The organism is Pantoea sp. LMR881, from assembly GCF_027157825.1.
In the GTDB taxonomy this organism is placed as follows: domain Bacteria; phylum Pseudomonadota; class Gammaproteobacteria; order Enterobacterales; family Enterobacteriaceae; genus Pantoea; species Pantoea haifensis.
In genome coordinates, this window is record NZ_JAPVOK010000002.1 from 2620681 (window position 1) to 2644757 (window position 24077).

The 24077-nt window shown below is 50.8% G+C and carries 24 protein-coding genes and 2 pseudogenes; 17 read left to right on the plus strand and 9 right to left on the minus strand.

Annotated features, from left to right (window positions below; translation table 11 throughout):
* The first annotated feature begins 95 nt into the window (after nt 1-95).
* Nucleotides 96-1379: a cytosine deaminase gene (locus O3W44_RS14080; RefSeq protein ID WP_269293561.1), complete on the plus strand. Its 1284-nt coding sequence runs from the start codon at nt 96-98 to the stop codon at nt 1377-1379.
* Between the two features lie 36 nt (nt 1380-1415).
* Here O3W44_RS14080 and tsgA read toward each other — a convergent pair whose 3' ends face one another.
* On the minus strand, nt 1416-2594 hold the full coding sequence (tsgA, locus tag O3W44_RS14085; RefSeq protein WP_269293562.1) for an MFS transporter TsgA: 1179 nt from the start codon (nt 2592-2594) through the stop codon (nt 1416-1418).
* Between the two features lie 261 nt (nt 2595-2855).
* On the opposite strand from tsgA, the gene ppiA reads away from it, so the two are divergent.
* The 6 genes from ppiA (at nt 2856) to O3W44_RS14115 (ending at nt 7040) form a co-directional block, all read left to right on the plus strand.
* Complete coding sequence (gene ppiA, locus O3W44_RS14090; protein ID WP_269293563.1) at nt 2856-3428, plus strand: peptidylprolyl isomerase A; 573 nt, start codon at nt 2856-2858, stop codon at nt 3426-3428.
* A gap of 99 nt (nt 3429-3527) precedes the next feature.
* Nucleotides 3528-3695 (plus strand): YhfG family protein, encoded by a 168-nt coding sequence (locus O3W44_RS14095; RefSeq protein ID WP_269293564.1) that lies wholly within the window; start codon nt 3528-3530, stop codon nt 3693-3695.
* Complete coding sequence (locus tag O3W44_RS14100; RefSeq protein ID WP_269293565.1) at nt 3685-4278, plus strand: putative adenosine monophosphate-protein transferase Fic; 594 nt, start codon at nt 3685-3687, stop codon at nt 4276-4278. Before O3W44_RS14095 ends, O3W44_RS14100 begins: the two co-directional genes overlap by 11 nt.
* Before the next feature lie 41 nt (nt 4279-4319).
* On the plus strand, nt 4320-4895 hold the full coding sequence (locus O3W44_RS14105) for an aminodeoxychorismate/anthranilate synthase component II (protein WP_269293566.1): 576 nt from the start codon (nt 4320-4322) through the stop codon (nt 4893-4895).
* Between the two features lie 88 nt (nt 4896-4983).
* Nucleotides 4984-6204, plus strand: coding sequence for a bifunctional acetylornithine/succinyldiaminopimelate transaminase (gene argD / locus O3W44_RS14110; protein ID WP_269293567.1), 1221 nt, complete (start codon nt 4984-4986; stop codon nt 6202-6204).
* A gap of 578 nt (nt 6205-6782) precedes the next feature.
* A complete protein-coding gene (locus O3W44_RS14115) occupies nt 6783-7040 on the plus strand; it encodes a hypothetical protein (protein ID WP_269293568.1) in 258 nt (85 codons plus the stop codon).
* A 122-nt stretch (nt 7041-7162) separates the two neighbouring features.
* Here the strand turns inward: O3W44_RS14115 and O3W44_RS14120 are convergent.
* Together O3W44_RS14120 and crp are read right to left on the minus strand one after the other, a co-directional pair.
* Nucleotides 7163-9239: pseudogene (locus tag O3W44_RS14120) on the minus strand (YccS/YhfK family putative transporter).
* Between the two features lie 52 nt (nt 9240-9291).
* The gene (gene crp, locus O3W44_RS14125) at nt 9292-9924 is read right to left on the minus strand and encodes a cAMP-activated global transcriptional regulator CRP (protein WP_000242758.1); all 633 of its coding nucleotides are present in this window, start codon (nt 9922-9924) and stop codon (nt 9292-9294) included.
* A 304-nt stretch (nt 9925-10228) separates the two neighbouring features.
* Between crp and O3W44_RS14130 the strand changes: the two genes are divergently transcribed.
* Nucleotides 10229-10636 (plus strand): OsmC family protein, encoded by a 408-nt coding sequence (locus tag O3W44_RS14130; protein WP_269293570.1) that lies wholly within the window; start codon nt 10229-10231, stop codon nt 10634-10636.
* Here the strand turns inward: O3W44_RS14130 and O3W44_RS14135 are convergent.
* Nucleotides 10612-11538 (minus strand): LysR substrate-binding domain-containing protein, encoded by a 927-nt coding sequence (locus tag O3W44_RS14135; RefSeq protein ID WP_269293571.1) that lies wholly within the window; start codon nt 11536-11538, stop codon nt 10612-10614. The genes O3W44_RS14130 and O3W44_RS14135 overlap by 25 nt on opposite strands.
* Nucleotides 11539-11712: 174 nt before the next feature.
* Between O3W44_RS14135 and O3W44_RS14140 the strand changes: the two genes are divergently transcribed.
* From O3W44_RS14140 to O3W44_RS14150, 3 genes are read left to right on the plus strand one after another with little or no spacing between them, the layout of a single operon-like run.
* A complete protein-coding gene (locus O3W44_RS14140) occupies nt 11713-12903 on the plus strand; it encodes an MFS transporter (protein ID WP_269293572.1) in 1191 nt (396 codons plus the stop codon).
* Nucleotides 12904-12918: 15 nt separating this feature from the next.
* Nucleotides 12919-13362 carry an amidohydrolase gene (locus O3W44_RS14145; protein ID WP_269293573.1) on the plus strand — a complete coding sequence of 148 codons (444 nt, stop codon included), beginning with the start codon at nt 12919-12921 and terminating at the stop codon, nt 13360-13362.
* A 23-nt stretch (nt 13363-13385) separates the two neighbouring features.
* The gene (locus tag O3W44_RS14150) at nt 13386-14093 is read left to right on the plus strand and encodes a M20 metallopeptidase family protein (protein WP_269294444.1); all 708 of its coding nucleotides are present in this window, start codon (nt 13386-13388) and stop codon (nt 14091-14093) included.
* A gap of 38 nt (nt 14094-14131) precedes the next feature.
* On the opposite strand, the pseudogene O3W44_RS14155 reads toward O3W44_RS14150, so the two are convergent.
* From O3W44_RS14155 to O3W44_RS14165, 3 genes and pseudogenes are all read right to left on the minus strand, one after another.
* Nucleotides 14132-15000: pseudogene (locus tag O3W44_RS14155) on the minus strand (phosphoribulokinase).
* Between the two features lie 61 nt (nt 15001-15061).
* Nucleotides 15062-15280, minus strand: coding sequence for a YheU family protein (locus tag O3W44_RS14160; RefSeq protein ID WP_269293574.1), 219 nt, complete (start codon nt 15278-15280; stop codon nt 15062-15064).
* On the minus strand, nt 15277-16299 hold the full coding sequence (locus O3W44_RS14165) for a hydrolase (protein WP_269293575.1): 1023 nt from the start codon (nt 16297-16299) through the stop codon (nt 15277-15279). The genes O3W44_RS14160 and O3W44_RS14165 overlap by 4 nt, the downstream gene beginning before the upstream one ends.
* 61 nt (nt 16300-16360) lie before the next feature.
* Between O3W44_RS14165 and O3W44_RS14170 the strand changes: the two genes are divergently transcribed.
* Complete coding sequence (locus O3W44_RS14170; protein ID WP_269293576.1) at nt 16361-16963, plus strand: LysE family translocator; 603 nt, start codon at nt 16361-16363, stop codon at nt 16961-16963.
* A gap of 174 nt (nt 16964-17137) precedes the next feature.
* Here the strand turns inward: O3W44_RS14170 and O3W44_RS14175 are convergent, their stop codons facing one another.
* Nucleotides 17138-19042, minus strand: coding sequence for an ABC transporter ATP-binding protein (locus O3W44_RS14175; RefSeq protein ID WP_269293577.1), 1905 nt, complete (start codon nt 19040-19042; stop codon nt 17138-17140).
* Nucleotides 19043-19152: 110 nt separating this feature from the next.
* On the opposite strand from O3W44_RS14175, the gene kefG reads away from it, so the two are divergent.
* From kefG to slyD, 4 genes are all read left to right on the plus strand, one after another.
* On the plus strand, nt 19153-19704 hold the full coding sequence (kefG, locus tag O3W44_RS14180; RefSeq protein WP_269294445.1) for a glutathione-regulated potassium-efflux system ancillary protein KefG: 552 nt from the start codon (nt 19153-19155) through the stop codon (nt 19702-19704).
* Entirely contained in the window at nt 19704-21509 is a 1806-nt protein-coding gene (gene kefB / locus O3W44_RS14185) for a glutathione-regulated potassium-efflux system protein KefB (RefSeq protein WP_269293578.1), read from the plus strand. Before kefG ends, kefB begins: the two co-directional genes overlap by 1 nt.
* 24 nt (nt 21510-21533) lie before the next feature.
* A complete protein-coding gene (locus O3W44_RS14190; protein WP_269293579.1) occupies nt 21534-21728 on the plus strand; it encodes a YheV family putative zinc ribbon protein in 195 nt (64 codons plus the stop codon).
* A gap of 196 nt (nt 21729-21924) precedes the next feature.
* On the plus strand, nt 21925-22497 hold the full coding sequence (slyD, locus tag O3W44_RS14195) for a peptidylprolyl isomerase (protein ID WP_205953740.1): 573 nt from the start codon (nt 21925-21927) through the stop codon (nt 22495-22497).
* Between the two features lie 128 nt (nt 22498-22625).
* Here the strand turns inward: slyD and O3W44_RS14200 are convergent, their stop codons facing one another.
* Nucleotides 22626-22844, minus strand: a complete 219-nt coding sequence (locus O3W44_RS14200) for a protein SlyX (RefSeq protein ID WP_269293580.1) — start codon at nt 22842-22844, stop codon at nt 22626-22628.
* A gap of 279 nt (nt 22845-23123) precedes the next feature.
* On the opposite strand from O3W44_RS14200, the gene fkpA reads away from it, so the two are divergent.
* A complete protein-coding gene (fkpA, locus tag O3W44_RS14205; RefSeq protein WP_269293581.1) occupies nt 23124-23954 on the plus strand; it encodes an FKBP-type peptidyl-prolyl cis-trans isomerase in 831 nt (276 codons plus the stop codon).
* Nucleotides 23955-24077: the final 123 nt, after the last annotated feature.

Genomic DNA, 24077 nt, shown 5'->3' on the forward strand with positions numbered 1-24077 from the left:
AAATCCCTCAACAAAGTGCCAACTGGCGCGATCGTGTTTTAAAGCTGAATCGTGCTAGCTTTAACCTGAAGCGTTCAACAGGAGAACAGATTGCGATGATAAAAACTTCACTGAAGTGGATTAATAATTTGCGTCTGCCCGGACGCGAGGGGTTGTGGCAAATCGGCATTGATGAAGGAAAGTTTACCCATATTCAGGCGCAGCCACAGCACCTTCAGCCAGATAACGAATCACTGGATGGTGAAGGCGGGCTGGCCTTTCCACCTTTTATTGAGCCGCATATTCACCTTGATACTACGCAAACAGCCGGTGAACCTGCATGGAATCAGTCCGGCACACTGTTTGAAGGCATTGAGCGTTGGGCCGAGCGCAAGGCGCTGCTCAGTCATGAAGATGTGAAACAGCGCGCCAGCCAGACCTTGAAGTGGCAAATCGCTAACGGGATTCAGTTTGTTCGCACCCATGTGGATGTTTCCGATCCTACGCTGACCGCGCTCAAAGCGATGCTGGAATTAAAAGCAGAAATGGCTCCGTGGATCGCGATTCAAATCGTGGCTTTTCCACAAGAAGGGATTCTTTCCTATCCCAACGGGGAAGTCTTACTGGAAGAAGCCCTGCGAATGGGAGCCGATGCGGTGGGTGCCATCCCACATTATGAGTTCACCCGTGAATATGGTGTGGAATCGCTACACAAAACGTTTGCGCTGGCCAACCGTTACGACAAGCTGATCGATGTGCATTGCGATGAGATTGACGATGACCAATCGCGCTTCGTTGAAACCGTGGCGGCGCTGGCGCATCGTGATGGTCTGGGTGCGCGCGTTACCGCCAGCCACACCACGGCAATGCATTCCTATAACGGTGCCTATGCCTCGCGCCTGTTTCGGCTGCTCGGACTTTCTGGCATCAATTTCGTGGCTAACCCGCTGGTCAATATTCATCTGCAAGGGCGCTTTGACAGCTATCCCAAACGGCGCGGTATTACGCGGGTAAAAGAGCTGCTTGAGGCAAATATCAATGTCTGTTTTGGTCACGACGATGTGTTCGATCCATGGTATCCGCTCGGCACCGCCAATATGCTTCAGGTATTGCATATGGGACTGCATGTTTGCCAGCTTATGGGTTATGAGCAGATTGATAGCGGACTGAATCTGATTACACATAACAGCGCCAAAACGCTTAATTTAACCGGCTATGGCCTTGAACAGGGCAACGATGCCAGCTTAATCATTTTGCCCGCAGAGAGTGGCTTTGATGCGGTGAGGCGGCAGGTGCCGGTGCGCTATTCCATCCGTCGTGGTGACGTTATCGCAGCAACGCAACCGGCGCAGAGTGAGATCTATTTGCCGGAAAAAGAGCAAGTGAATTTCAAACGCTGAACAGAGCAGGGCGGCGGGCAACGCCGCCCAAAAAAATCAATGTGTGATATGACCGTGTTGACGATGTTTAGTCACAAAGCCAAGCAGCGCACACATGATAAACACGACCGCATATAAACCGTTAGCGGTTGTGAGTGCGGTATGCACACCACTCTTCTCAACAATCGGGCCGGTGACTACAAAGGTCAGCATCGTCCCTACGGTGCCGCAGGTCAGAATAAAGTTGACCAGCTTTGGCGAGGCCACTTTAGTTTGCAGCGATCCAAGCGTGATGATAGTGGTATAAATGGCGCTGGAGCTGAAGCCCAGAATCATAATAATCCAACTCAACATACTGGCGTCACGGCTGCTGACAAACCAGTACATCAACAGGGTAGCAAGACCCGCTAATACCATCAGAATGCGCTGTAGATCGAAGAACCGCAGCAGGAAGCTGAATACCCACATGCCGACCATGTAAGCTGTCCAGAAATTGCCGACTAACTGACCTGCGCTGGCGATATCCATGCCCATAGTTTTGGTGGCATATTCTGGCACCCAGGAGATAAAACCGAGCTGGCCCAAAATGTAGCACAATGCCGCAATCGACAGCAGCAGCACACCCACACCCCATTTCTCTTTCTCGACGGTGGGGCTGTTTTCTGGCTTGCGCAATACCGGAAATTCAACGAACAGCGTCAGCACGAAAATCGCAACGTAGATGACGCCGATACAGACATAAACCCAGTACCACGGCAACTGCCGCGCCAGGAGGATACCCGCCAGTACCGGGAACAGGGTTCCCGCCATACTGAAGAAGGAGTCGGTAAACAGCAGACGGGAACCACGCTGCCTGCCTTCATACATATGCGTAATCAGGAATGTGCCAATCGACATAGTAATGCCGCTGACCACGCCCAGCACGAACATGCAAAGCGAGAAAATGGTCAAATCGCGGCTGGTCATCAGGCCAATGATCGCCAGTACCATGAGAATGAAACCAAAAATGAGTTGGCGTTTTAATGGCACAATAACCATGAGCCAGGCATTAAGAAATACGGCTACCAGAATGCCGGTGTTAAGGAAAGTAAAGGTATTGCTCATGCTGGAAACAGGGATCTGAAAATCCTTCGCAATATCCCCCATTACCATGCCGGTAACAATTACCAGCGCGCCGGTAAGCGCATAGGAAAAAAAGCTGATCCAGGTAAGGCCTAGTCGATTTCGGTTTGTCATGTTCTGAACCTGTTAAGAACCGGAAGGTCGGCAAAAGTGTCAGAAAGTGTAAACGGAACTGTGATCTTAATAAACAACCAGTGAAAATCGAGATCCAAATTTCACTAGTTGTGTGATTTTCGTCACGCATTGCTGCAACTTTATCGTTTGCGCCATATCGTTAAGACCAGCGTAAATATAGGTAAAACACTGGCTCTTGAAAGACATGCTCTTTACAATCAATTTCGTTTTGAGCTCGCTCTCCAAGGTAAGGGATCTTTTATGTTTAAACGTACTTTGACAGCGGCAGTTGCCCTGTTTGCGCTCTCCTCAGTTTCCGCCTCAGCTCTGGCCGCTAAAGGCGACACTCATGTGCTTCTCACCACGTCTGCCGGTAATATCGAACTCGAACTGAACGATCAAAAAGCGCCGGTTTCAGTGAAAAATTTCGTCGATTACGTTAATAACGGCTTTTATAACAACACCATTTTTCATCGTGTCATTCCTGGCTTCATGATCCAGGGCGGTGGATTCACCACAGACATGCAGCAAAAGCAGACCCAGGCGCCGATCAAAAACGAAGCGGACAACGGTTTGCGTAACCTGCGCGGCACCATTTCGATGGCGCGGACCGCAGATAAAGACAGTGCCACCAGTCAGTTCTTCCTGAACGTGACAGACAATGCCTTCCTCGATCATGGACAACGTGATTTTGGTTACGCGGTATTTGGAAAAATTGTCAAAGGCATTGAGGTCGCAGATAAAATTTCTCAGGTCCCAACAAAAGATGTGGGTCCTTATCAGAATGTACCGGCAAAACCCGTCGTTATCCTTAGCGCAAAAGTGCTGCCTTAACCCGCTTCGTCGCCATCTGCGGATGGCGATCATCGCCTCGTCTCCGGCAAAGGAAAATTTTGCTCTTATACTTAGGGCAAAACCCAGCCAGGAGGCGACATGGCAAACAAACTCACAGACAAACAAAAATCTACGCTTTGGCAACAGCGGCGAGGCGTGAGCTATCAGGCAAGCTGCCGCCTTGAAGGTCTGGCGCTAAATGAAGCGATCAAAGGCGAAGATGCGCAGGCGCGCTTAGCGTCGTTAAGGAGGCAGTATGGCAAATAATGCTGCTGTCTCTCGCGATCCGTATCTCTGGCAAAACGATGATGTACTGAAAAACCGCCTCGATATTCATGATGCCGCTCAGTTACGCAAAGCTGAGCTGAGCTTTAGTGCTGCTCGTCTTGCTACGTTAGAGCTTGGCACAAGTACGCTGGGCCTTCCTTATCTTTGTCACATTCATCGCACCCTGTTTCAGGATGTCTATAGCTGGGCGGGTGAGCTACGCACCATCGACATCTGGCGAGATGAAACGCCGTTTTGCCACTTCGAGTACATCGAAAAAGAGGGCAATACCCTGATGAGCGCGCTGGAAGAGGAAAAAGGCTTAACCGATCTGCCTCGTGAAGAATTTGTGCAGCGAATTGCCCACTACTATTGTGAAATCAATATGCTGCATCCATTCCGCGAAGGGAATGGCCGGGCACAGCGTATTTTTTTCGAGCAACTGGCGCTGCATGCGGGTTATTTGCTGGACTGGAATAAAATCGAAGCTGAGCCGTGGATCGCCGCTAACCAGGCTGGCGCATCTGGCAACCTGGAACCGCTGGAAAAGGTCTTTGCGAAAGTAGTGAGTGAGGCGGACTAAACGCGTAGAATAGCAGCGCCATCAACCTCTCTGGATTGATCATGCTGTTGCTCATTGATAATTACGACTCTTTCACCTGGAACCTTTACCAGTACTTTTGCGAACTTGGGGCTGAGGTGCGCGTGGTGAGAAACGATGCGATCAGCCTCGAAGAGATTGACGCGCTCCCTCTGACGCATCTGGTGATTTCACCCGGTCCCTGTACGCCGGATGAATCAGGCATTTCACTGGCAGCGATCCGCCATTATGCGGGGCGCGTACCTGTGCTGGGCGTCTGCCTGGGGCATCAGGCTATCGCGCAGGCCTATGGCGCTAAAGTGGTACGTGCGCGGCAGGTGATGCATGGCAAGACATCTGTGATTCAACATACCCACTGTGGCGTGTTCCGCAATTTGAATAATCCGCTTACCGTAACGCGTTATCATTCATTAATCGTCCAACGCGATACGCTTCCCGATATTTTTGACGTCACGGCCTGGAGTCTGCGTGATGGCCAGCCTGATGAGATTATGGGGTTTCGCCATAAAACGCTGGCGCTGGAAGGCGTGCAATTCCATCCTGAAAGCATACTCAGCGAACAGGGGCATCAACTGCTGCGCAATTTTCTTGAACAGTAAAGTTCTGTTTGCCTTTGAGTGATTTTTTATGCATATTTTGTGATTATTATTTCACATTGGCTCAACAAATAATCAAACGAGGTCGTCAATGGCAACGGAAAAAATTGCGGTAACGCGGGAAACGTTCGATAACGTCATTTTGCCTGTTTATGCACCTGCGCAGTTTGTGCCGGTGAAAGGCAAGGGCAGTCGCATATGGGATCAGCAGGGCAAAGAGTATATCGATTTTTCTGGCGGTATCGCGGTCACCGCATTAGGCCATTGTCACCCGGCGTTAGTCGAGACCCTGAAAAGCCAGGGCGAAACGCTATGGCACACCAGTAACGTTTTTACTAACGAACCGGCACTACGTCTGGCCAGTAAGTTAATCAATGCCACCTTTGCGGAGCGCGTATTTTTCGCTAACTCAGGCGCAGAAGCCAACGAAGCCGCATTCAAACTGGCGCGTTATTATGCTTATAAACGTCATAGTCCGTTTAAAAGTAAAATCATCGCTTTCCACAACGCTTTTCATGGCCGCACGCTGTTTACGGTCTCGGTCGGCGGACAGCCAAAATATTCCGATGGCTTTGGTCCGAAGCCAGCGGACATCGTACATGTTCCCTTTAACGATCTTGATGCCGTCAAAGCGGTGATTGACGATCATACCTGCGCCATTGTGGTTGAGCCGATTCAGGGCGAAGGTGGCGTGATGCCCGCAACGCAGGAATTTATGCAAGGCCTGCGCGAGCTTTGCGATCAGCATCAGGCGCTGCTGGTGCTGGATGAAGTGCAAAGCGGTATGGGACGCAGTGGTAAACTGTTCGCTTATGAACATTATGGCGTGACACCAGACATTTTGACTTCAGCCAAAGCCCTGGGCGGCGGCTTCCCGGTGAGCGCAATGCTGACCACTCAGGACATTGCTTCAACGATGACACCTGGCGTACACGGCACCACCTATGGCGGCAATCCGCTGGCCTGTGCCATTGCGGAAACTGCGCTGGATATCATCAACACGCCTGAAGTGCTGGAAGGCGTTGAAACCCGTCGTCAGCAATATGTGGAAGCGTTAAAAGCCATTGATGCGAAGTATGATCTGTTCGCCGATATTCGTGGTAAAGGCTTACTGATTGGTGCTGCGCTGAAGCCACAGCATGCAGGTAAAGCACGTGACATCCTCAACGCCGCAGCGGCGGAAGGGGTAATGATTTTAGTCGCTGGCACGGATGTGATCCGTTTTGCGCCTTCTCTGGTGATTGAGCCAGGCGATATCGAGGAAGGCATGGCAAGATTTGCTGCCGCAATAGATGCCGTGCTGAAGGCATAAATTCATTCCGCCATTTATTTTCTCTGACGGGTTATCTCTTGTAACCCGTCAAGAAACCCCTGCAAAACCCCACCTGTTGATTCTTTCGCCGTAGCATTACCCGAATTTCTCCCGGTTATTATCTCTGTTAAGTATTGGGCTTTGACACAGCGGTAGCGGATTTTTCAATTGATAAAACTTATAAAAATATTAACTTTATAAATAGTGTTTAAATGCTAGTGCTAATAAAAGGCGTGCCTCTTTTCTGTTTGTGGTATTGGTCACGGAATATCAAAAACAGATAAAGGTTATTTTGCTTTTTAAACTGTTAATTTTTTGCAAGACTATTCTTTATTTGCTCAGTTTTTAATTTTATCCTCATTGAAATAATTTTGGAAAATGCATAAATTTTATTTGCAAGGTCACTGTTATTTATTGTTATCGATGTGCGTAATAGTTTAGCTTAATGCAAGGCATGCTTTATCACTACCCTACTAATAATTAAGGGTTATATTGTAAGTAAAATCTCATTATCTTTAGAAGAAGGTTTACATGATATGTAAACCGATGGAAATGTCTCTTTTGAAGAGTTCTAATCTTTGCGTGATGAAGCGGATAGAAGCTGGGATCGCGTTCGCGGTGAGATGGGTTCAAACCGGACGCTTGAATCATTTCAAAAATCAATGGACATTGCAATGCATCTGCTATTTTTAAGCATTGAAAAGGTGCGGGATCAGGAAGTAACCGATCCTGGCGAAGCGATGGTTAAAGATGCCGTGTTCGCGCAAACTGAATATCTCAAAGCCGGTGCAGATTTAACATTAAAGATGGTGGCAGTAGGCGATAATACGCCATAATGTTAATTCGAATCAACCTGGATTTAATAATGTTGTAATTCTTCATAGAATAAATCCATTTTTCAATTTTTGTTATTTAAAAGAGTGCGTTTTTTTAAATACGCTCTCATTCACTCTTTAAATTATTCTTTTCTTAGTTTTTTCACCAGCCAGCGGCCATGCTGTGGTCGCTGGTTCCACGCCAGAGACGAAATCGTGTGCATCACGCTCAGGTGTCCCAGAATGCGTTTTACATGTTGCTCAACGATAGTGATCGGCCCTTCATTAAGATTCTCGGGTCCTTCCAGTATATTCGTTTGCGAACCGGGACCATCATATTCCAGCCGTTGCTGACAGCGTTGCAGCGCAATCTCACATGACTGCAAATATTGTTGCGCCAGCGAGGCGGTTAACATGGTGTGCTCGCGTGCCAGAATTGTCATTGCGTTAATATGTTCGACAATAAACTGACTGTGCGTGACCCACATACGCATATCTTTTAAATATTGTGCATTAAAAGCCGGTTCCTGCATCGCCTGGTTAAGTGAGTTAAACAATGCGTTATGGGCCTGATTCACCGTTACGCGCTGATAGGCCAACTTTTCTGGCGACTGTTCAGGGCCAAGTAACATACGCAACGCTTCCTGATAGGTTTCCAGCGCATCATGTGCGTTCTGCCTCAGTAATCCGCTTTGCCACTGCGGCCACAGCCACACCATGCCACCAAAAGCAATCAGACAGCCCATTAGCGTGTCCATCAGGCGGGGCAGCAAAAACTCTGCGCCGTTCAGTGACAAGAGTTGCAGACAGTAAACCGCCGTCACGGTGAAACCGACCATTGACCAGCCGTAAAATTTGCGTGTAAACGCATAGCTGATAAAGGTAATCGCCAGCATGATCAGCAATATGAGCGATTCAGGCACCGCGAAACGCAGTGTGGCGGCGGCGATCACCAGACCGGCAAAAGGTGCCTGCGGCCCGGTGCTGAATACGTACTCGCGTTGCGCTATACCCATTTTGACTGACGAACATAATGGTCATCAGGATCCAGTAAGGTTTAGGAATATTGAAAAACATAGCCAGCGCGCTGCCAAACATCAGCATCACTGCAAAGCGCCCGGCAGTGCGTAGCGCGGCGGATTTTAGTGAGAGATAGCTGCGTAAAGCGGGGATCAGGGGCAGGCGGCGTTGGCGATCGGCCATCAGGTCGCGTTGATACAGCGGCTTGTGCGTACGCAGCACCCGCGCAATGCGGTTAAAATGATAAAGACAGAAATTGCCGACCGGGTTGTCTGGATGCTGACGCGCAATCTTTTCCAGCGCGCCGAGCTGTTTGTCCATTGAAAAGCGATCGGGCAGTTGGTGATACAAAATGTCATCAGCCAGCACGCGTAACCGCGCGGAAATCGTACTGGCGTTCCAGCGAATCACCGCTTCAGCATGGCTTTGCTCCACCAGCTTTTGCACCTCTTCCGGCTGATGCAGGCTGACAGAAATGTGTTCCTGTAAATCCAGCGCCATCTGAAAAGCGCGTTTCAGCCGCTTATGGCTTTCGTCGCCATTCGCTGACAGCATATGCATCTGCTGATAGCAGGTGTTAATCATATCGATCACTTTCTGCTGGCGCGCCAGCAAAGGAGGCAACGCTTTTTCAGGATCGGTAAGCTGGGTTAACAGGGTATATTTTGCATCGCAATAATCTGCCAGCTCGCGGTAAATCAGGCTCAGGCTTTCGCGCATCGGCTGCTCTTTCCACAGCCTGAACCAAAACCAGTTGAATACGCCGTACCACAGCGTACCGCCGATATAGAGCAGTGGCGGCACCCAAATCGGCATATGTCCCATCAAACTCAGAGTAAAAATTGCAGCAATAAGCGCACCCGGCAACAGGCGCCCATGCAGTGGACTGATTTCACCTGTCACACCGAGCAGCAGCGGCATAGCGAACAGAATGGCTGGCAACGGAATGCCCTGCAGCGTCAGCCACTGGATAAGAAAACTGCCGAGTGCGAACAAACTGCCGCCGACAATCAGGCGTTTGAAGAAGCGTTTATGCGGTGTATCCAGACCGGCAATGTTACAACAGGCGGGAACTAACGAGAACAGCAGGCCATTTTGCAGATCGTTAAACAGCCAGCCGAGCGTGACAGGCAGGCACAGCACCAGCGTCTGCCGCAGAGCATAATTGACTTCGGGGTGATAGATGATTCGACGCCACATAGGACAGCAACAATAACGGCGTGATGTTGCCATCACGCCGGAGTGACAGAAATTAGCGGGTGCCGTAAACGACGATGGTTTTGCCGTGTGCGGAGATCAGGTTCTGGTCTTCCAGCATCTTCAAAATACGGCCCACGGTTTCACGTGAGCAACCAACGATCTGGCCAATTTCCTGACGAGTAATTTTAATTTGCATGCCGTCGGGATGCGTCATGGCGTCTGGCTGTTTGGCCAGGTTAAGCAACGTCTGTGCAATGCGGCCAGTAACATCGAGAAATGCAAGGTTACCTACTTTTTCTGACGTTACCTGCAGGCGACGCGCCATTTGCGACGACAGTCGCATCAAAATATCCGGGTTAACCTGGATCAACTGGCGGAATTTCTTGTAAGAAATTTCTGCCACTTCGCACGCGGTTTTAGCACGTACCCAGGCACTGCGTTCCTGACCCTCTTCAAACAGGCCAAGCTCGCCGATAAAATCCCCCTGATTCAGATACGAAAGAATCATCTCTTTGCCTTCTTCATCTTTGATCAGAACCGCGACGGATCCTTTCACGATGTAATAAAGCGTTTCAGCTTTTTCACCTTGGTGAATCAGCGTACTTTTGGAGGGATACTTGTGAATATGGCAATGGGACAAAAACCATTCGAGTGTAGGGTCTGTTTGCGGTTTGCCGAGAACCATTCGCTATTATCCTCTGTTGTAATCGTGCCCAAAATACAGGGGGCAGTTTTCCCTGTCAGGCGATGAAAGCTTCAAGCGTTTTTCCATTCAGGAAATTATTCGGGCTGCATTCGGCGCAGTGCGCATAATTCTTCCCGGCTTCGCCATCGAGTGACGAAAAATATTTTCAGCTCTTTTTGTAGCACAGCTTTTGCCGACTGTCTTCTGTTGTCTCGCTTCAGCAAAGGGCGGATTTCTCTGGATTGCTGTTTATCAGGTGAAAGCGTACTCTGGCGGCAAAACCCCCTATTCTGGAGAAAAAAACATGCAGGCAAGAGTGAAATGGGTGGAAGGTCTGACGTTTCTCGGTGAGTCATCGTCTGGTCATCAGGTATTAATGGACGGTAATTCTGGTGATAAAGCACCAAGTCCGATGGAAATGGTATTGATGGCAGCGGGCGGTTGCAGCGCGATAGATGTGGTATCCATTTTACAAAAAGGGCGTAACGATGTGCGCGACTGCGAGGTAAAGCTTAAGTCAGAACGCCGTGAAGAAGCCCCGCGTATCTTCACGCATATCAATCTGCACTTTATTGTCAGCGGCAAAGATCTGTCGGACAAAGCGGTCGCGCGTGCGGTTGATCTTTCGGCTGATAAGTATTGCTCGGTGGCAATTATGTTGGGCAAAGGCGTGGAAATTACCCACAGCTACGAAGTCGTTGCTACCGCATAACGCCACTCATATTTGTCACAACGTTGCCGTAACAGGTTCAGAAATCGCTGTGAGCTTAAGGTGAGCGGCGATTTTTTTGGCCAGATCACGCCATAATGCGCTTCCGGGATCGCTGACAGATTGAGAATAGTCACTTCACTGCCGAAAGATCGGGCCATCGGCTGCGCCACTACCGCCAGAAAATCAGCTTCCAGCACCAGCCTCAATCCGCAGACTACCGAGTCAGTACGCAACGGTGGCGTTGTCAGGGACGGATAAAAATCCGCCATGTATTCAGAGAGTAACGGATAATATCCCATCTCCGTTTCTGGAATTATCCAACGCTGATCGCGCAGCTGATCAAAACTGCGGACGTGCTGACAGGCATGATCGCGACGCGCAATAACACAGAATGGCACGTTAAACAGCGGTTCGACATGCAGTGCTTCCAGCGGCAAATGAGAACTGAGCGAGCCAATGGCAAAATCTAATATGCCTTCGCGTAAAGGGGTCAGCAGCGTTGAAAGTTGCGCTTCTTTAATCGTAAAGCGCGTGCCGGGATAGTGCTTCTCGTAGCTTTTAATTGCGCCAGGTAAAACGGTAAACGCTAATAAAGAGGAGAGGCCAAATGCAACGGAACCTTGTGAAGAGTGATTGATAACATCAATTTCATCTGTGGCGCGCCGCAATTCTTCGAGAATAAGCTGCGTACGTGAAGCCAATACTTTTCCACTTTCTGTCAACATCACACCTTGTGCACTGCGAATAAATAGCGTGGTGTTTAACGTCTGCTCCAGTTCTTTCAAGGCCCGGCTGATGGCTGGCTGGGACTGATGAAGTGCCCGTGCTGCCGAGCGAATGCTTCCCTGTCGAATAACAGCCTGAAAAACGCGTAACTGTTGCAGCTTGGGCAAATAGGCCATCGCTGTGTCTCCCTGATGCCTTATCGCTATCACTGATAGCAAAATACCATCTTATCTTGGGCCGCTGATTATTTAATGATACGGGAACGTTATAAGTCACTGAATGTTATGTGATTGTGAGAGGTATCACATCTTTTTCCTTTACTTTATCATTCCCAGAGCAACGAGGTTGCGATGACGACACGATCCCGTCCCATGATGATTGCCATGCTTTTTACCGGGTATGTCCTGGTCTATATCGATAAAACGGTAATGGGGTTTGCGTTATTACCCATCGAAAAAGAGTTTGGGCTGAGCACCACCCAGCTTGGTTATATCACCGGTATTTTCTTTCTCGCCTATTCGCTGTTTCAAATCCCGGCAGGTTGGCTTAACGATCGCTTTGGTTACCGGGCGATGACATTTCTTTCGCTTTGTCTGCTGGGGCTGTTTGCTATCTGCTTTGGCCTGATGGGATTCAGCCTGGGACTCCTCATCGTTTTCCGCTTTTTATCAGGCGTAGGGCATTCTGGTTATCCCTGCTCTTGCGCCAAAGCGGTAACCGAAAACTTCGCCGTTGAACAGCGAACTTTTGCACAGTCGATACTGCTCTCATCATCCGGTCTGGCAATGACAGTCGGGCCAGTGATCACCGTCGCGGTGTTGAACATGGCGGGCTGGCGTCACGCCTTTATCGGGCTTGGCCTGCTGGTGATTGTGGTCGCAGCCCTGATCCTGCTGATCTTACCGCGTCAACATTCATCAGCTTCGCAACAGCGCGCCGCCATGCCGTGGTCAGAGATAATCAAAAACCCGCTGGTTATCATGCTGTTTATTGCCATTTTTTGTATCAACATTCCGACCTATGGCTTACTGGCATGGTTGCCCAAGTTTTTGGTTCAGCAGCGGGAGATTCCGGTACATATCTCCGGTTTGATTGTAGGAGCGGGAGGGTTAGGCATCTGGATCTCCTCACTGACCACCGGCTGGCTGGTTGGACGCTATATGCAGGGCCATGAGCATCGGGTGATCAGCCTGAGTGCGTTGCTCAGTGCCGCAGGGATTTGGCTGGTTTACGTCAGTGAAAACGCCTGGGTAATCGGTTTATCGCTGTTTTTTGCCGATATCTTCCTGATGGCGGCTTTCGTTACTGTTTTTACCTTGCCAATGAAGCGGCTGCCGCAGCAGGTGATGGGCGCCACTATTGGTTTAGTGAATACCGGCGGGACGCTAGGCGGTTTTGTTGCGCCGATTGTGATGGGCTATTTACTGGCGTTAACAGGAGATTACAGCGCCGTGTTTCTGTTTCTGGCTGGCGCAATGCTGCTTGCTGGTCTGGTTATTCTGCCAGCCGCCGCTTATCGCGTACAGCCGCAGGCTCACTAACTCAGGGCACTTATTATGCGAGAAAATTTAACGGCGTTACTCGATAAGATTGCGCCACAGGTCATTGCCTGGCGTCGACATCTGCACGCTAATCCAGAACTCTCTTTCCATGAACAACGCACAGCCGACTATATTGCACAGCAGCTCGCGGCAATTAAAGGGCTAAGCATTTCCCGGCCCACGCCCAATAGTGTGGTAGCGGACCTTACCGGCGCTATGCCTGGCCCCTGTTATGCGCTGCGTGCAGATATTGACGCTTTGCCGATTGAGGAGCTTAACGATGAACCGTTCCGCTCGACAAATCCTGGTGTTATGCACGCCTGTGGTCATGATGCACATAGCGCAATGCTGCTGGGCGCAGCCTGGGTACTTAGCCACGTTCAGCCACAGCTCAAAGGATCTGTGCGCTTTATTTTTCAACATGCTGAAGAAGTGCCACCCGGGGTGCACTCGACTTAATCGAGAAGGGTGTTTTGAATGATGTGGCAATGATTTTTGGTCTGCATGTGTTTCCTAATATACCGACCCACTCAATTGGCTTCGCTGAAGGCGTGTTTAGTGCCTCCAGTGATAACTTTGATATTGTACTGGAGGGTAAAGGCGGACATGGCTCGATGCCGCATTTGAGCTGCGATCCAGTGGTGCTGGGAGCCGAAGTCGTATTGAAACTGCAACAGATCGTTTCACGTCGCCTCGATCCGCTTGATAAAGCCGTTCTGACAGTCGCTTCGTTTCGGGCTGAAGGTGGTTACAACGTGATCCCTGATAGCGTTGAGTTAGCAGGCACCTTGCGAACCCACAGCGCAAAAGTGCGTGAGCAGGTGCCTGTGCTGATAAAAGAGATGCTCGACGGACTGACAATGGCACAGGGTGCGCGCTACACGCTAAAGTGGACGAAAGGCTACGCCATCGGCTTTAACCATCCTGATGCGTGTCGCATCGCTGAACGGACCGTGACTGTCGCGATGGGCGAAAATACGCTGCAAAAATTTCCCAATCCCATGTTTGGAAGTGAAGATTTCTCTTCTTATCAGGAAAAAGTACCGGGATGTTTTCTGTTTATTGGCAGCGGCAATCCTGAGAAAGGGACAACCTGGAGCGTACATAATCCTCGCTTCAAACTTGACGAAGAGGCGTTACAGGTTGGTGTAAAAACACATATAAGCCTTATTGAGCAGCTGCTGCTTTAGACTCTTCAGGACGACAGGGAGGTCGTCCTGAAAAAAGGTTATTCAATGCGTTTCCCTTCCATGAGTCGTTTCACCAGCGGCCCCATAATTAACTCCATCGCCAGTCCCATTTTGCCCCCGGCACCACTAACGTATTGATATGGGATATAAACGAGCCTTGTAGCATGGCGAGCAGATAGGGGAAATCAATATCTTCCAGTGCCTGGAAATGAATCACCACGAAGCTTTCATCCAGTGACGGGATGGAGCGTGCCGCGAAGGGATTAGAGGTATCAACGGTCGGTACACGCTGGAAGTTAATATGCGTACGCGAAAACTGTGGCGTAATAAAATTGATGTAGTCTTCCATTGAGCGCACCACGGAATCCATCACCGCCTCGCGTGAATGACCACGTTCGCTGGTGTCACGTACCAGTTTCTGAATCCATTCAAGATTAACAATCGGGACGACCCCCACCAGCAAATCGACGTTCTCAGCCACATTGTGTTGGGCCGTCATTACTCCGCCGTGCAGCCCCTCGTAAAAGAGGATATCGGTATTGGCTGCCAGCGGCTGCCAGGGCGTAAATGTTCCCGGCACCTGATTCCACGGCACGGCTTCATCATAAGTATGGAGATACTTGCGCGACTGACCCTGGCCGCTTTTGCCATATTCGATAAATGTTTGTTCCAGCAGCCCGAAATCGTTCGCCTCCGGGCCAAAATAGCTGACATGTCGTCCAAGATCGCGCGCTTTGCGAATGGCCATATCCATTTCCGGGCGCGTGAAGCGGTGAAAGCTGTCGCCTTCAAGCTCCGCAGCATGCAAATTCAGCTGTTGGAAAATTTTACGAAATGCAAGGCTGGTGGTGGTTGTTCCTGCACCACTGGAGCCGGTCACTGCAATAATTGGATGCCGTGCAGACATAGAAAAGCTCCCTGAGAGATCGGGCGAAGCGCATTGTTAGCACGAATTTTCATCCAACGCATCAACCGCGAAATTCGCTGCGCGGCAAAATGTTGATCGTTTCATGCAGCTCAGACCACACGATCACCACCTCGCCACGTTCAAGCTGACGGCGTACATCAGCCACTTTCTCTGTCAGGCTGCGCTCTTGCTCGCCGTAATCTGTGCCTTCGCGCAGGACAAAAGTTTCGATGAGATTTTCCAGCGTTTCAGGTGAAATTTGTTGCCAGGGAATAATCACGATTTAGCTATCCAAAAAGGTGAAAGCCATTGCGGTACGCGCTGTTCCAGCCACAGCTGAGGTTGCCTCAGCGTACCGCCTACAAAGCCAACATGTCCGCCATGTTGCGTCAGTTGATAAGTAATAGTGGCAGATAATTGTTCCTCACGCGGGATCACCTCATCGCTCATAAACGGATCGTCTTTAGCGTGGATAATGAGCAGCGGCTTACGCACCTTGTGAAGCAAGGGCAGGGCGCTGGCGCGGCGATAGTAGTCACCCGCATCAGCAAAGCCGTGTGCCTGAGCGGTAATGGCATCATCAAAATCGCGCAGGCGGCGTAATGCTTTCAGTTGGGTCAAATCAACAGGCAAGGTTTCTGGCCACGCGTGCAACTTCCGTGCAGCATTTTTCTTTAGCTGGGCCAGCAAATAGTATTGATAGAAACGTGAAAAGCCGTGCTCCAGCCGCATGCTACAGGGTTCCAGCATCAGGGGTGCCGATACGATAACTCCGGCATCGACTAAAGCAGCATTTCCTTGCCTGCCGAGCAAACATCCCAACATATTGCCGCCTAATGAAAATCCGACAGCGGCTGTAGGCACCTCACCCCAGCGCGTTTGCAGCCACTGCAGGAAAAAGCTGGCATCGTCTGTTTCGCCAGAATGATAAATACGATTCAGGCGATTGGGCTCGCCGCTGCATCCGCGAAAGTGCATGACAACGGCCAGCCAGCCGCGCGCCTGACAAGCCAGCATCAGGCCATGTACATAAGGGCTGTAAAAATTGCCCTCTAAACCATGAAACAGCACCACGCGCGGTTTATGTTGCGCTTGTTGCGGGTCTTCGCTCCAGGCTAAATCAACAAAATCGCCGTCAGGCAGATCGAGCCGCTGCCAGTGAGGCTGTAAAACCACGCGACGACGCAGCAGACGTGGCAGCACGGTTTGCAGATGCGGATTACGTAAGCCGGGCAGCCCGGTGAATCGCTCTGCTTCATTACCAGAAAATTTCATGTCGTAAAGGCTTGTCTGTTCCATATCACACTGTTAGCTTCGATAAGTTTTTTTGCTTGATGGGGGTGAGGAGCACCCAATTTTCATGGAACTGAGTCTTTTTTTATCAATGCTGGGCTTTCTGTGGGTCGCCGCAATCACACCAGGCCCTAATAATATGTTACTCACCGCCTCGGGCGCTAATTTTGGCTTTGTGCGCACCATACCGCTGATGATTGGCATTATGATTGGCATGCAGGTGATGCTGCTCATGGTGGCATTTGGCGTAGGTGGCCTGATTCTGCTCTATCCCTCACTGCACCTGATCCTTAAGATTGCCGGCAGTCTTTATCTGCTGTGGCTGGCATGGAAAATCGCTACTGCAACCTATGAAAAGCTGGACACCGATCAGGCCCAGGCGGCTCCAATGCCATTTTGGCAAGGCGGTCTGCTGCAGTTAATTAATCCAAAAGCCTGGCTAATGGCACTGGGCGCGGTCGCCAGTTTTAGTCTGGCTGGCGACGCTTATCGACATTCCGTGGCTGCCATCAGTCTCGGTATGTTCAGTGTGAATCTGGTGTCGGGGATCATCTGGATGGGCTTTGGCGCTATGATTGGCCGCATTCTGCGCAGTCGCCGTGCCTGGACCATTTTTAATCTGGCAATGGGCTTATTAACCGCAGCCTGCGTCCTGTTAATCTGGCACTGAAATGCAGGGAAGCGCATCTGGCGCCTCCCTGATCTTACTTTCGAAACGCTTTCTGTCCCTTGAAAACCCTGAATCGCTATTTGCAGCTTGTAACAATGAATCTGCGTTGGTCATTTCCTGTGCATTGTCTTGCGGCGGTACGAACATTTGGCGTTTGTACAGCGAGTAAAAAACTTATGATGCCATCATCTGCTCTAACTTTTCTTGCGCATCCAGCCATGCCATTTCTGCCTCTTCCAGAGCGGATTTACTTTCAGCCTGGCGCTGTAGTGCCGCGGTCAGATCGGCTTTACGGCTCTGCTCGTAAATAGCACTGTCAGAAAGCTGCGCTTCAGCTTCAGAAAGCTGGCTCTGCCACTTACTCATCTGCTTTTCCAGCTTCTCAATCTCTTTACGCAGCGGCTGCGTTTGCGTACGCAGTTCAGCTTCGCGGCGCTTCTGATCTTTGCGCGCCTGGGCACTGTTGCCATTATCCTGCTTAGGGGCAGCATCCTGTTGCGCTTGCTGTTTCTGCAGGTCACTCAGCCACTGTTGATAATCTTCCAGATCGCCTGGGAACACATCGACTTTGCCATCGTGAACCAGATAGAGATCGTCTGTCGTGGCGCGCAATAAATGACGATCGTGCGATACCACTACCAGCGCACCTTCAAAATCGATGAGGGCTTCAGTCAATGCCTGACGCATATCCAGATCGAGGTGGTTGGTAGGCTCATCAAGTAGCAGCAGGTTAGGGCGCTGCCAGACAATCAGCGCCAGTACCAGGCGTGCCTTTTCGCCGCCGGAGAAACGTTCGGTCATTTCACTGGCTTTATCACCCTGGAAACCGAACCCGCCCAGATAATCGCGCAACTGCTGCTCCAGCACTTTAGGCGCAATGCGCGCAAGGTGTTGCAGTGGTGATTCATCGGCACGCAAAAATTCCAGCTGATGCTGCGCGAAGTAACCCAGTTTGATGCCTTTCGCCAGGCCAATTTCACCCTGCATGGCATCCAGTTCACCCGCCAACAGCTTGATAAGGGTCGATTTACCGGCCCCGTTTCGCCCCAGCAAACCTATCCGTGAGCCAGGCACCAGGTTAAGTTTTATCGCGTCAAGAATGATGCGATCGCCATAGCCTGCGGTGACTTTTTCCATTTTCAGCAAGGGATTAGGCAAGTTTTCTGGTGGACGAAAACTGAAACTGAACGGGTTATCGACATGCGCGGGCGCAATCATCTCCATGCGTTCCAGCATTTTGATGCGGCTCTGCGCCTGCCTGGCTTTAGAGGCTTTGGCACGGAAGCGATCAATGTAGTTCTGTAAATGCGCGACTTTTTCTTGCTGACTCTCATACAGCGACTGCTGCTGAGCGAGTTTAGCGACGCGCTGGCGCTCAAACGAGGTGTAATTGCCGGTATATTCAAACAGCGTTTGCTGTTCGATATGGATAATCTTATCCACCACCGGATCGAGAAAGTCACGGTCGTGAGAAATCAGAACCAGTGTGCCTTCATAGCTTTTCAACCAACGTTCGAGCCAGATTACCGCATCAAGATCGAGGTGGTTAGTCGGTTCGTCGAGTAACAGCAAATCAGAACGGCAAATCAGCGCCTGCGCCAGGTTAAGACGCATACGCCAGCCACCCGAAAAATCACTTACCGGGCGTTGCAGTTGTTCCTGATTAAAGCCCAGCCCGTGCAGCAGGCTGGAGGCGCGCGCCTGAATACTCCACGCCTGAATCGCATCCAGTTTGCCATGCAACAACGCAATGGCATTGCCCTCGTTGCGGGCATTGGCTTCGGCTAATTCAGATTCAAGCTGACGAAATTCGCGATCGCCATCAATAACATAGTCGAGAGCGGGTTTGCTCAGGGCCGGCGTTTCCTGGTTTACCCAGGCTAACGCCCAGTTTCCTGGAAATGTCACGCTGCCGGCATCGCTGGTGATCTCACCTTTCAGCAGCGACAGCAGCGTGGATTTACCACAGCCGTTTTTACCCACCAGACCGACTTTTTGGCCGGGATTGATGGTTGCGGTGGCATTGTCGAGCAAGACGCGGATGCCGCGGCGTATTTGTAAGGAAGAGAAGACAATCATAAGCGCCGTATCGTCAGAATATGTTAATTTACAGGCAACATAATTAGAATTTGCTGCGTCGTGCATGGTAGCGGAAATCCGCCGCAATGACGACGCTTTGGAGCGTAACGATGTCGCAGCCACCAAAAATTTTGCTGCTATATGCCCACCCCGAACCGCAAGATTCGGTTGCTAACCGAATTTTATTGCAATCGGCTCAGGCGCTGGAACATGTCACGGTACGCGATCTCTACGCGGTCTATCCGGACTTCTTTATTGATATTCATCGTGAACAGCAATTGTTGCGTGAACATCAGATCATCATCTTTCAGCACCCACTTTACACCTATAGCTGCCCGTCGCTGCTTAAAGAGTGGCTGGACCGCGTGCTGTCTCGCGGCTTTGCCAACGGTATTGATGGCAATGCGCTGGAAGGAAAATACTGGCGCAGCGTAGTGACGACGGGCGAGCCTGAAAGTGCTTTTCAGCAACAGGGACTGAATCGCTATTCCATGAACGACATCATGCGCCCATTTGAACTCACTGCGCAGATGTGTCGCATGCACTGGATGCCACCAATGATTGTTTATTGGGCTCGCCGTCAGCAACCCGATTTAATGAAAAATTATGCCCGCGCTTATGGCGACTGGCTGGCAGCGCCGCTGCCGAATGGAGGGGTGTAATGGAAGGACAAACGCTGCTGACCGCAGGCGTCATTTACTTGGTTGCGGCGGTACTGATTGTGCCGGTGGCTGCTCGCCTCGGTATTGGTGCCGTTTTAGGTTATCTGCTGGCGGGCATCGCTATCGGCCCCTGGGGTTTAGGATTTATTAGCGACGTCGAAGAGATTCTGCATTTTTCAGAACTCGGTGTGGTATTCCTGATGTTTATCATTGGCCTGGAGCTGAATCCCTCCAAGCTGTGGTCGCTGCGTCGCTCTATTTTTGGCGTTGGGGCTGCACAGGTGATCTTCTCTGCGGCTATTCTGGGCGGGTTATTGTGGTTCACTCATTTTAGCTGGCAGGCCGCTGTTATAGGCGGCATCGGCTTAGCAATGTCCTCAACGGCCATGGCGTTGCAGGTCATGCGTGATAAAGGAATGAACCGCAGCGAAGCCGGGCAGTTGGGCTTTTCCGTGTTGCTGTTTCAGGATCTGGCTGTGATCCCGGCACTGGCGCTGATTCCTATCTTAGCGGGCAGCGACAGCGGACATATCGACTGGCTAAAGCTGGGCATGAAAGTGCTGGCTTTCGCGGGAATGCTGATTGGCGGGCGCTATTTATTGCGTCCGATTTTTCGCTATATCGCGGCCTCTGGCGTGCGTGAAGTCTTCACTGCCGCGTCGCTGCTGCTGGTACTCGGTTCGGCGCTGTTTATGGATGCGCTGGGGCTGTCAATGGCGCTGGGCACCTTTATTGCCGGTATCCTGCTGGCAGAAAGTGAATATCGTCATGAACTGGAAGTAGCTATCGAGCCGTTTAAAGGTTTGCTGCTTGGTTTGTTCTTTATCTCGGTAGGTATGGCGCTTAACCTTGGCGTGCTTTATACCCACATCGTCGAGATCCTGCTGGGTGTGGTTATTCTGGTCGCCGTGAAGACGCTGGTGCTTTACGTGCTGGCGCGCATCTTTGGTTTGCGTAGTTCGGAGCGCCAGCAGTTTGCCGTCGTGCTGAGTCAGGGCGGTGAGTTTGCCTTCGTTCTCTTTTCGGCTGCGTCGTCCGCAAAGCTATTTTCCGGCGATCAACTGCCCATGCTTTTGGTAACGGTAACGCTGTCGATGATGACCACGCCACTGCTTATGCAGGGTATCGATCGTATGCTGGCGCGTCGCTTTAACGAGCCAGATGATGATGCAGAAAAGCATTTTGTTGAGGACGATCAGCCGCAAGTCATTGTGGTAGGCTTTGGGCGCTTCGGTCAGGTGGTTGGCCGTTTGCTGATGGCAAATAATAAGCGTATCACCGTGCTGGAGCGTGATATCAGTGCGGTCAGCCTGATGCGCAAGTATGGTTATAAAGTGTACTATGGTGATGCAACTGAGCTGGAGTTGTTACGCGCAGCGGGAGCGGCCAGCGCCCAGTCCATAGTGGTGACCTGTAGCGATCCAGAAGACGCGATGACAATTATTCATCTTTGCCAGCAACATTTCCCACAGTTACAAATTCTGGCGCGTGCGCGTGGACGTGTGGAAGCCCACGAGTTACTGCAGGCAGGCGTGACACAATTCTCGCGTGAGACCTTCTCCAGTGCGCTGGAATTAGGTCGTAAGGCGCTGATGTCGCTAGGCATGCATCCCCATCAGGCCCAGCGCGCGCAGCTCCACTTCCGTCGCCTGGATACCAATATGCTGCGTGAGTTGATGCCAAACCATGCTGATAGTGCGCAAGTTTCTCGCGTACGTGAAGCACGACGAGAACTGGAAGATATCTTCCAGCGTGAGATGCAGCAGGAGAGGCGGCAACTCGATGGCTGGGATGATGATCGGTAAAAAGACTTAAACAGGCAGGACATAATGCGTAAACGTTTTATTGCCGGTGCGGCCTGTCCGCACTGTCAGGAAAAAGACACGCTGGCGATGTGGCGTGAAAACAATGTTGATGTTGTTGAGTGCGTTAAATGTGGTCATCAGATGCGTGAAGCTGATAAACAGGCTCGCGATCAGGTGCGCACCAATGAGCAAGTTATCGGGATTTTCCATCCAGAGTAGCGGAATGGCGCAGCTTTTTTTAAGCTTAAACTTACAGCGGGATTGAATTCCGTTACAATCGGCGCCATTAACGCTGAGGTCGCGAGAGACAGTAAATCCCTCTCGTACTCAGCCCCGAACCTTTCTGGTTGGTGTTATTGCACGCAAAAATAGACCAATGAGACGGGATCTCAGCTCTCAACGGTTAGGAGATATCATGAAAGTAGCAAAAGACCTGGTGGTAAGCCTGGCCTATCAGGTACGTACAGAAGACGGCGTGTTGGTTGACGAGTCACCGGTGAGTGCACCGTTGGACTATCTGCACGGTCATGGTTCCCTGATTTCTGGACTGGAAAATGCCCTAGAAAATCACGTAGCAGGCGATAAGTTTGACGTGCATATCCCGGCTAACGATGCCTACGGTCAGTACGACGACAACCTGGTGCAGCGTGTACCAAAAGATGTGTTCATGGGTGTTGACGAACTGCAGGTTGGCATGCGCTTCCTGGCAGAAACCGATCAAGGTCCGGTTCCGGTTGAAATCACTGAAGTGGAAGACGATCACGTTGTTGTTGATGGTAACCACATGCTGGCGGGTCAGAACCTGAACTTCAACGTTGAGGTTGTTGCGATTCGTGAAGCGACGCCGGAAGAACTGGCTCACGGCCACGTTCACGGTGCAGATGGCCATCATCATGACCATGATCACGATCACGATCACGACCACGACCACGACCACGACCACGGTAAAGGTGGTTGCGGTACGGGCGGTTGCGGCTGCAGCCACTAAGCAAAGCGATATGATAAGGCCACCTCCAGGTGGCCTTTCTTTGGTTTCTACGATCCGAAAAAAGCGCGAGAGCGGAACATTTCACGTCACGCTGACACAGCCTGCTGATGGCGCAGCTCTGTTAACGATTAATAGTGAGGAGGGGGCGTCTCTTCCGACTGCGAAGCAATCATCGACGGTGCGCTGGCTTTTAGTTTATCCAGCAGTAACCGCAGCTGTTCGCGCATTTTTCCCATCTCCAGTTCGTGTTGCACAACGGTATTGTTTAGCTGATCGATGGTCATTTCCTGAAAGGCCAGTTTGCTTTCCAGCGTCTCCAGACGTTGTTCCCACTCGGCTTGTTGCATGACCCTTCCTCATAATTGCATTCGATATGGTTGACGTATGACATGATTTTACGGCCTGATGGCGCAGAATTATCTGATTTTTTGATCTTACCTGGCGTTTCGCTTGAAAAAACCCTAAAGCGGCATCATCTCTGATGAAACTTCCTGATGCAAAAAGGTCGGAGGTAAACCGGGTAATTACGTTGTGGGAGTGTTCGCCACTGCCACGTACAGTTATAGTGTGGACCCTCAGTCCGCAATGATATTCCCGAGGTGAGAGGCTTCGGTTTTGGAGAAAGGATGAAATCACTGTTTAAAGTCACATTGTTAGCTACCACCATGGCCGTCGCGCTAAATGCTCCGCTGGCAATGGCTGCAGAAACTGCCACCACACCAGCAGCAGCAGCGACGACTGCTCCACAGGCTCCAAAAAATGCGGCCTTCAAAAACGAAGACCAGCAATCCGCTTATGCGCTGGGTGCCTCGTTGGGTCGCTACATGGACAATTCCCTGAAGGAGCAGGAAAAACTGGGCATCAAACTGGATAAAGATCAGCTGATCGCTGGCGTTCAGGATGCGTTTGGTGGCAAGAGCAAGCTCTCTGACGAAGAGATTGAACAGACTCTGCAAGCATTCGAAGGCCGTGTGAAAGGCGCTGCTCAGGCAAAAATGGAAAAAGACGCGAAAGAGAATGCTGACAAAGGCAATGCTTATGCGACCAAATTTGCGAAAGAGAGCGGCGTGAAGAAAACCGAAAGCGGCTTATTGTACAAAGTTGAGAAAGAAGGCAAAGGTGACGTACCGAAAGACAGTGATACCGTTGTTGTAAACTACAAAGGTACACTGATCGATGGTACTGAATTCGATAACTCTTATACCCGTGGCGAACCGCTGTCATTCCGTCTGGATGGTGTTATCCCTGGCTGGACTGAAGGCCTGAAGCACGTGAAGAAAGGCGGCAAGATCAAGCTGGTGATCCCACCGCAGCTGGCTTACGGTAAAAACGGCGTTCCGGGCATTCCGGCTAACTCCACGCTGGTGTTCGATGTCGAGCTGCTCGACATCAAACCTGCACCTAAAGCAGATGAAAAAGCGCAGGCACCTGCTGCTGACGCGAAAAAAGCGCAGTAATCTGTTCACCGCCGCCTTCGGGTGGCGGTTTCATTTCTACACGGTGACAAACCTCTGGCATAAGCGGGCGACATTTGCCAGACTAGCGCCTGCATAACTATCCCAATATTGAGTCTGCCCTGC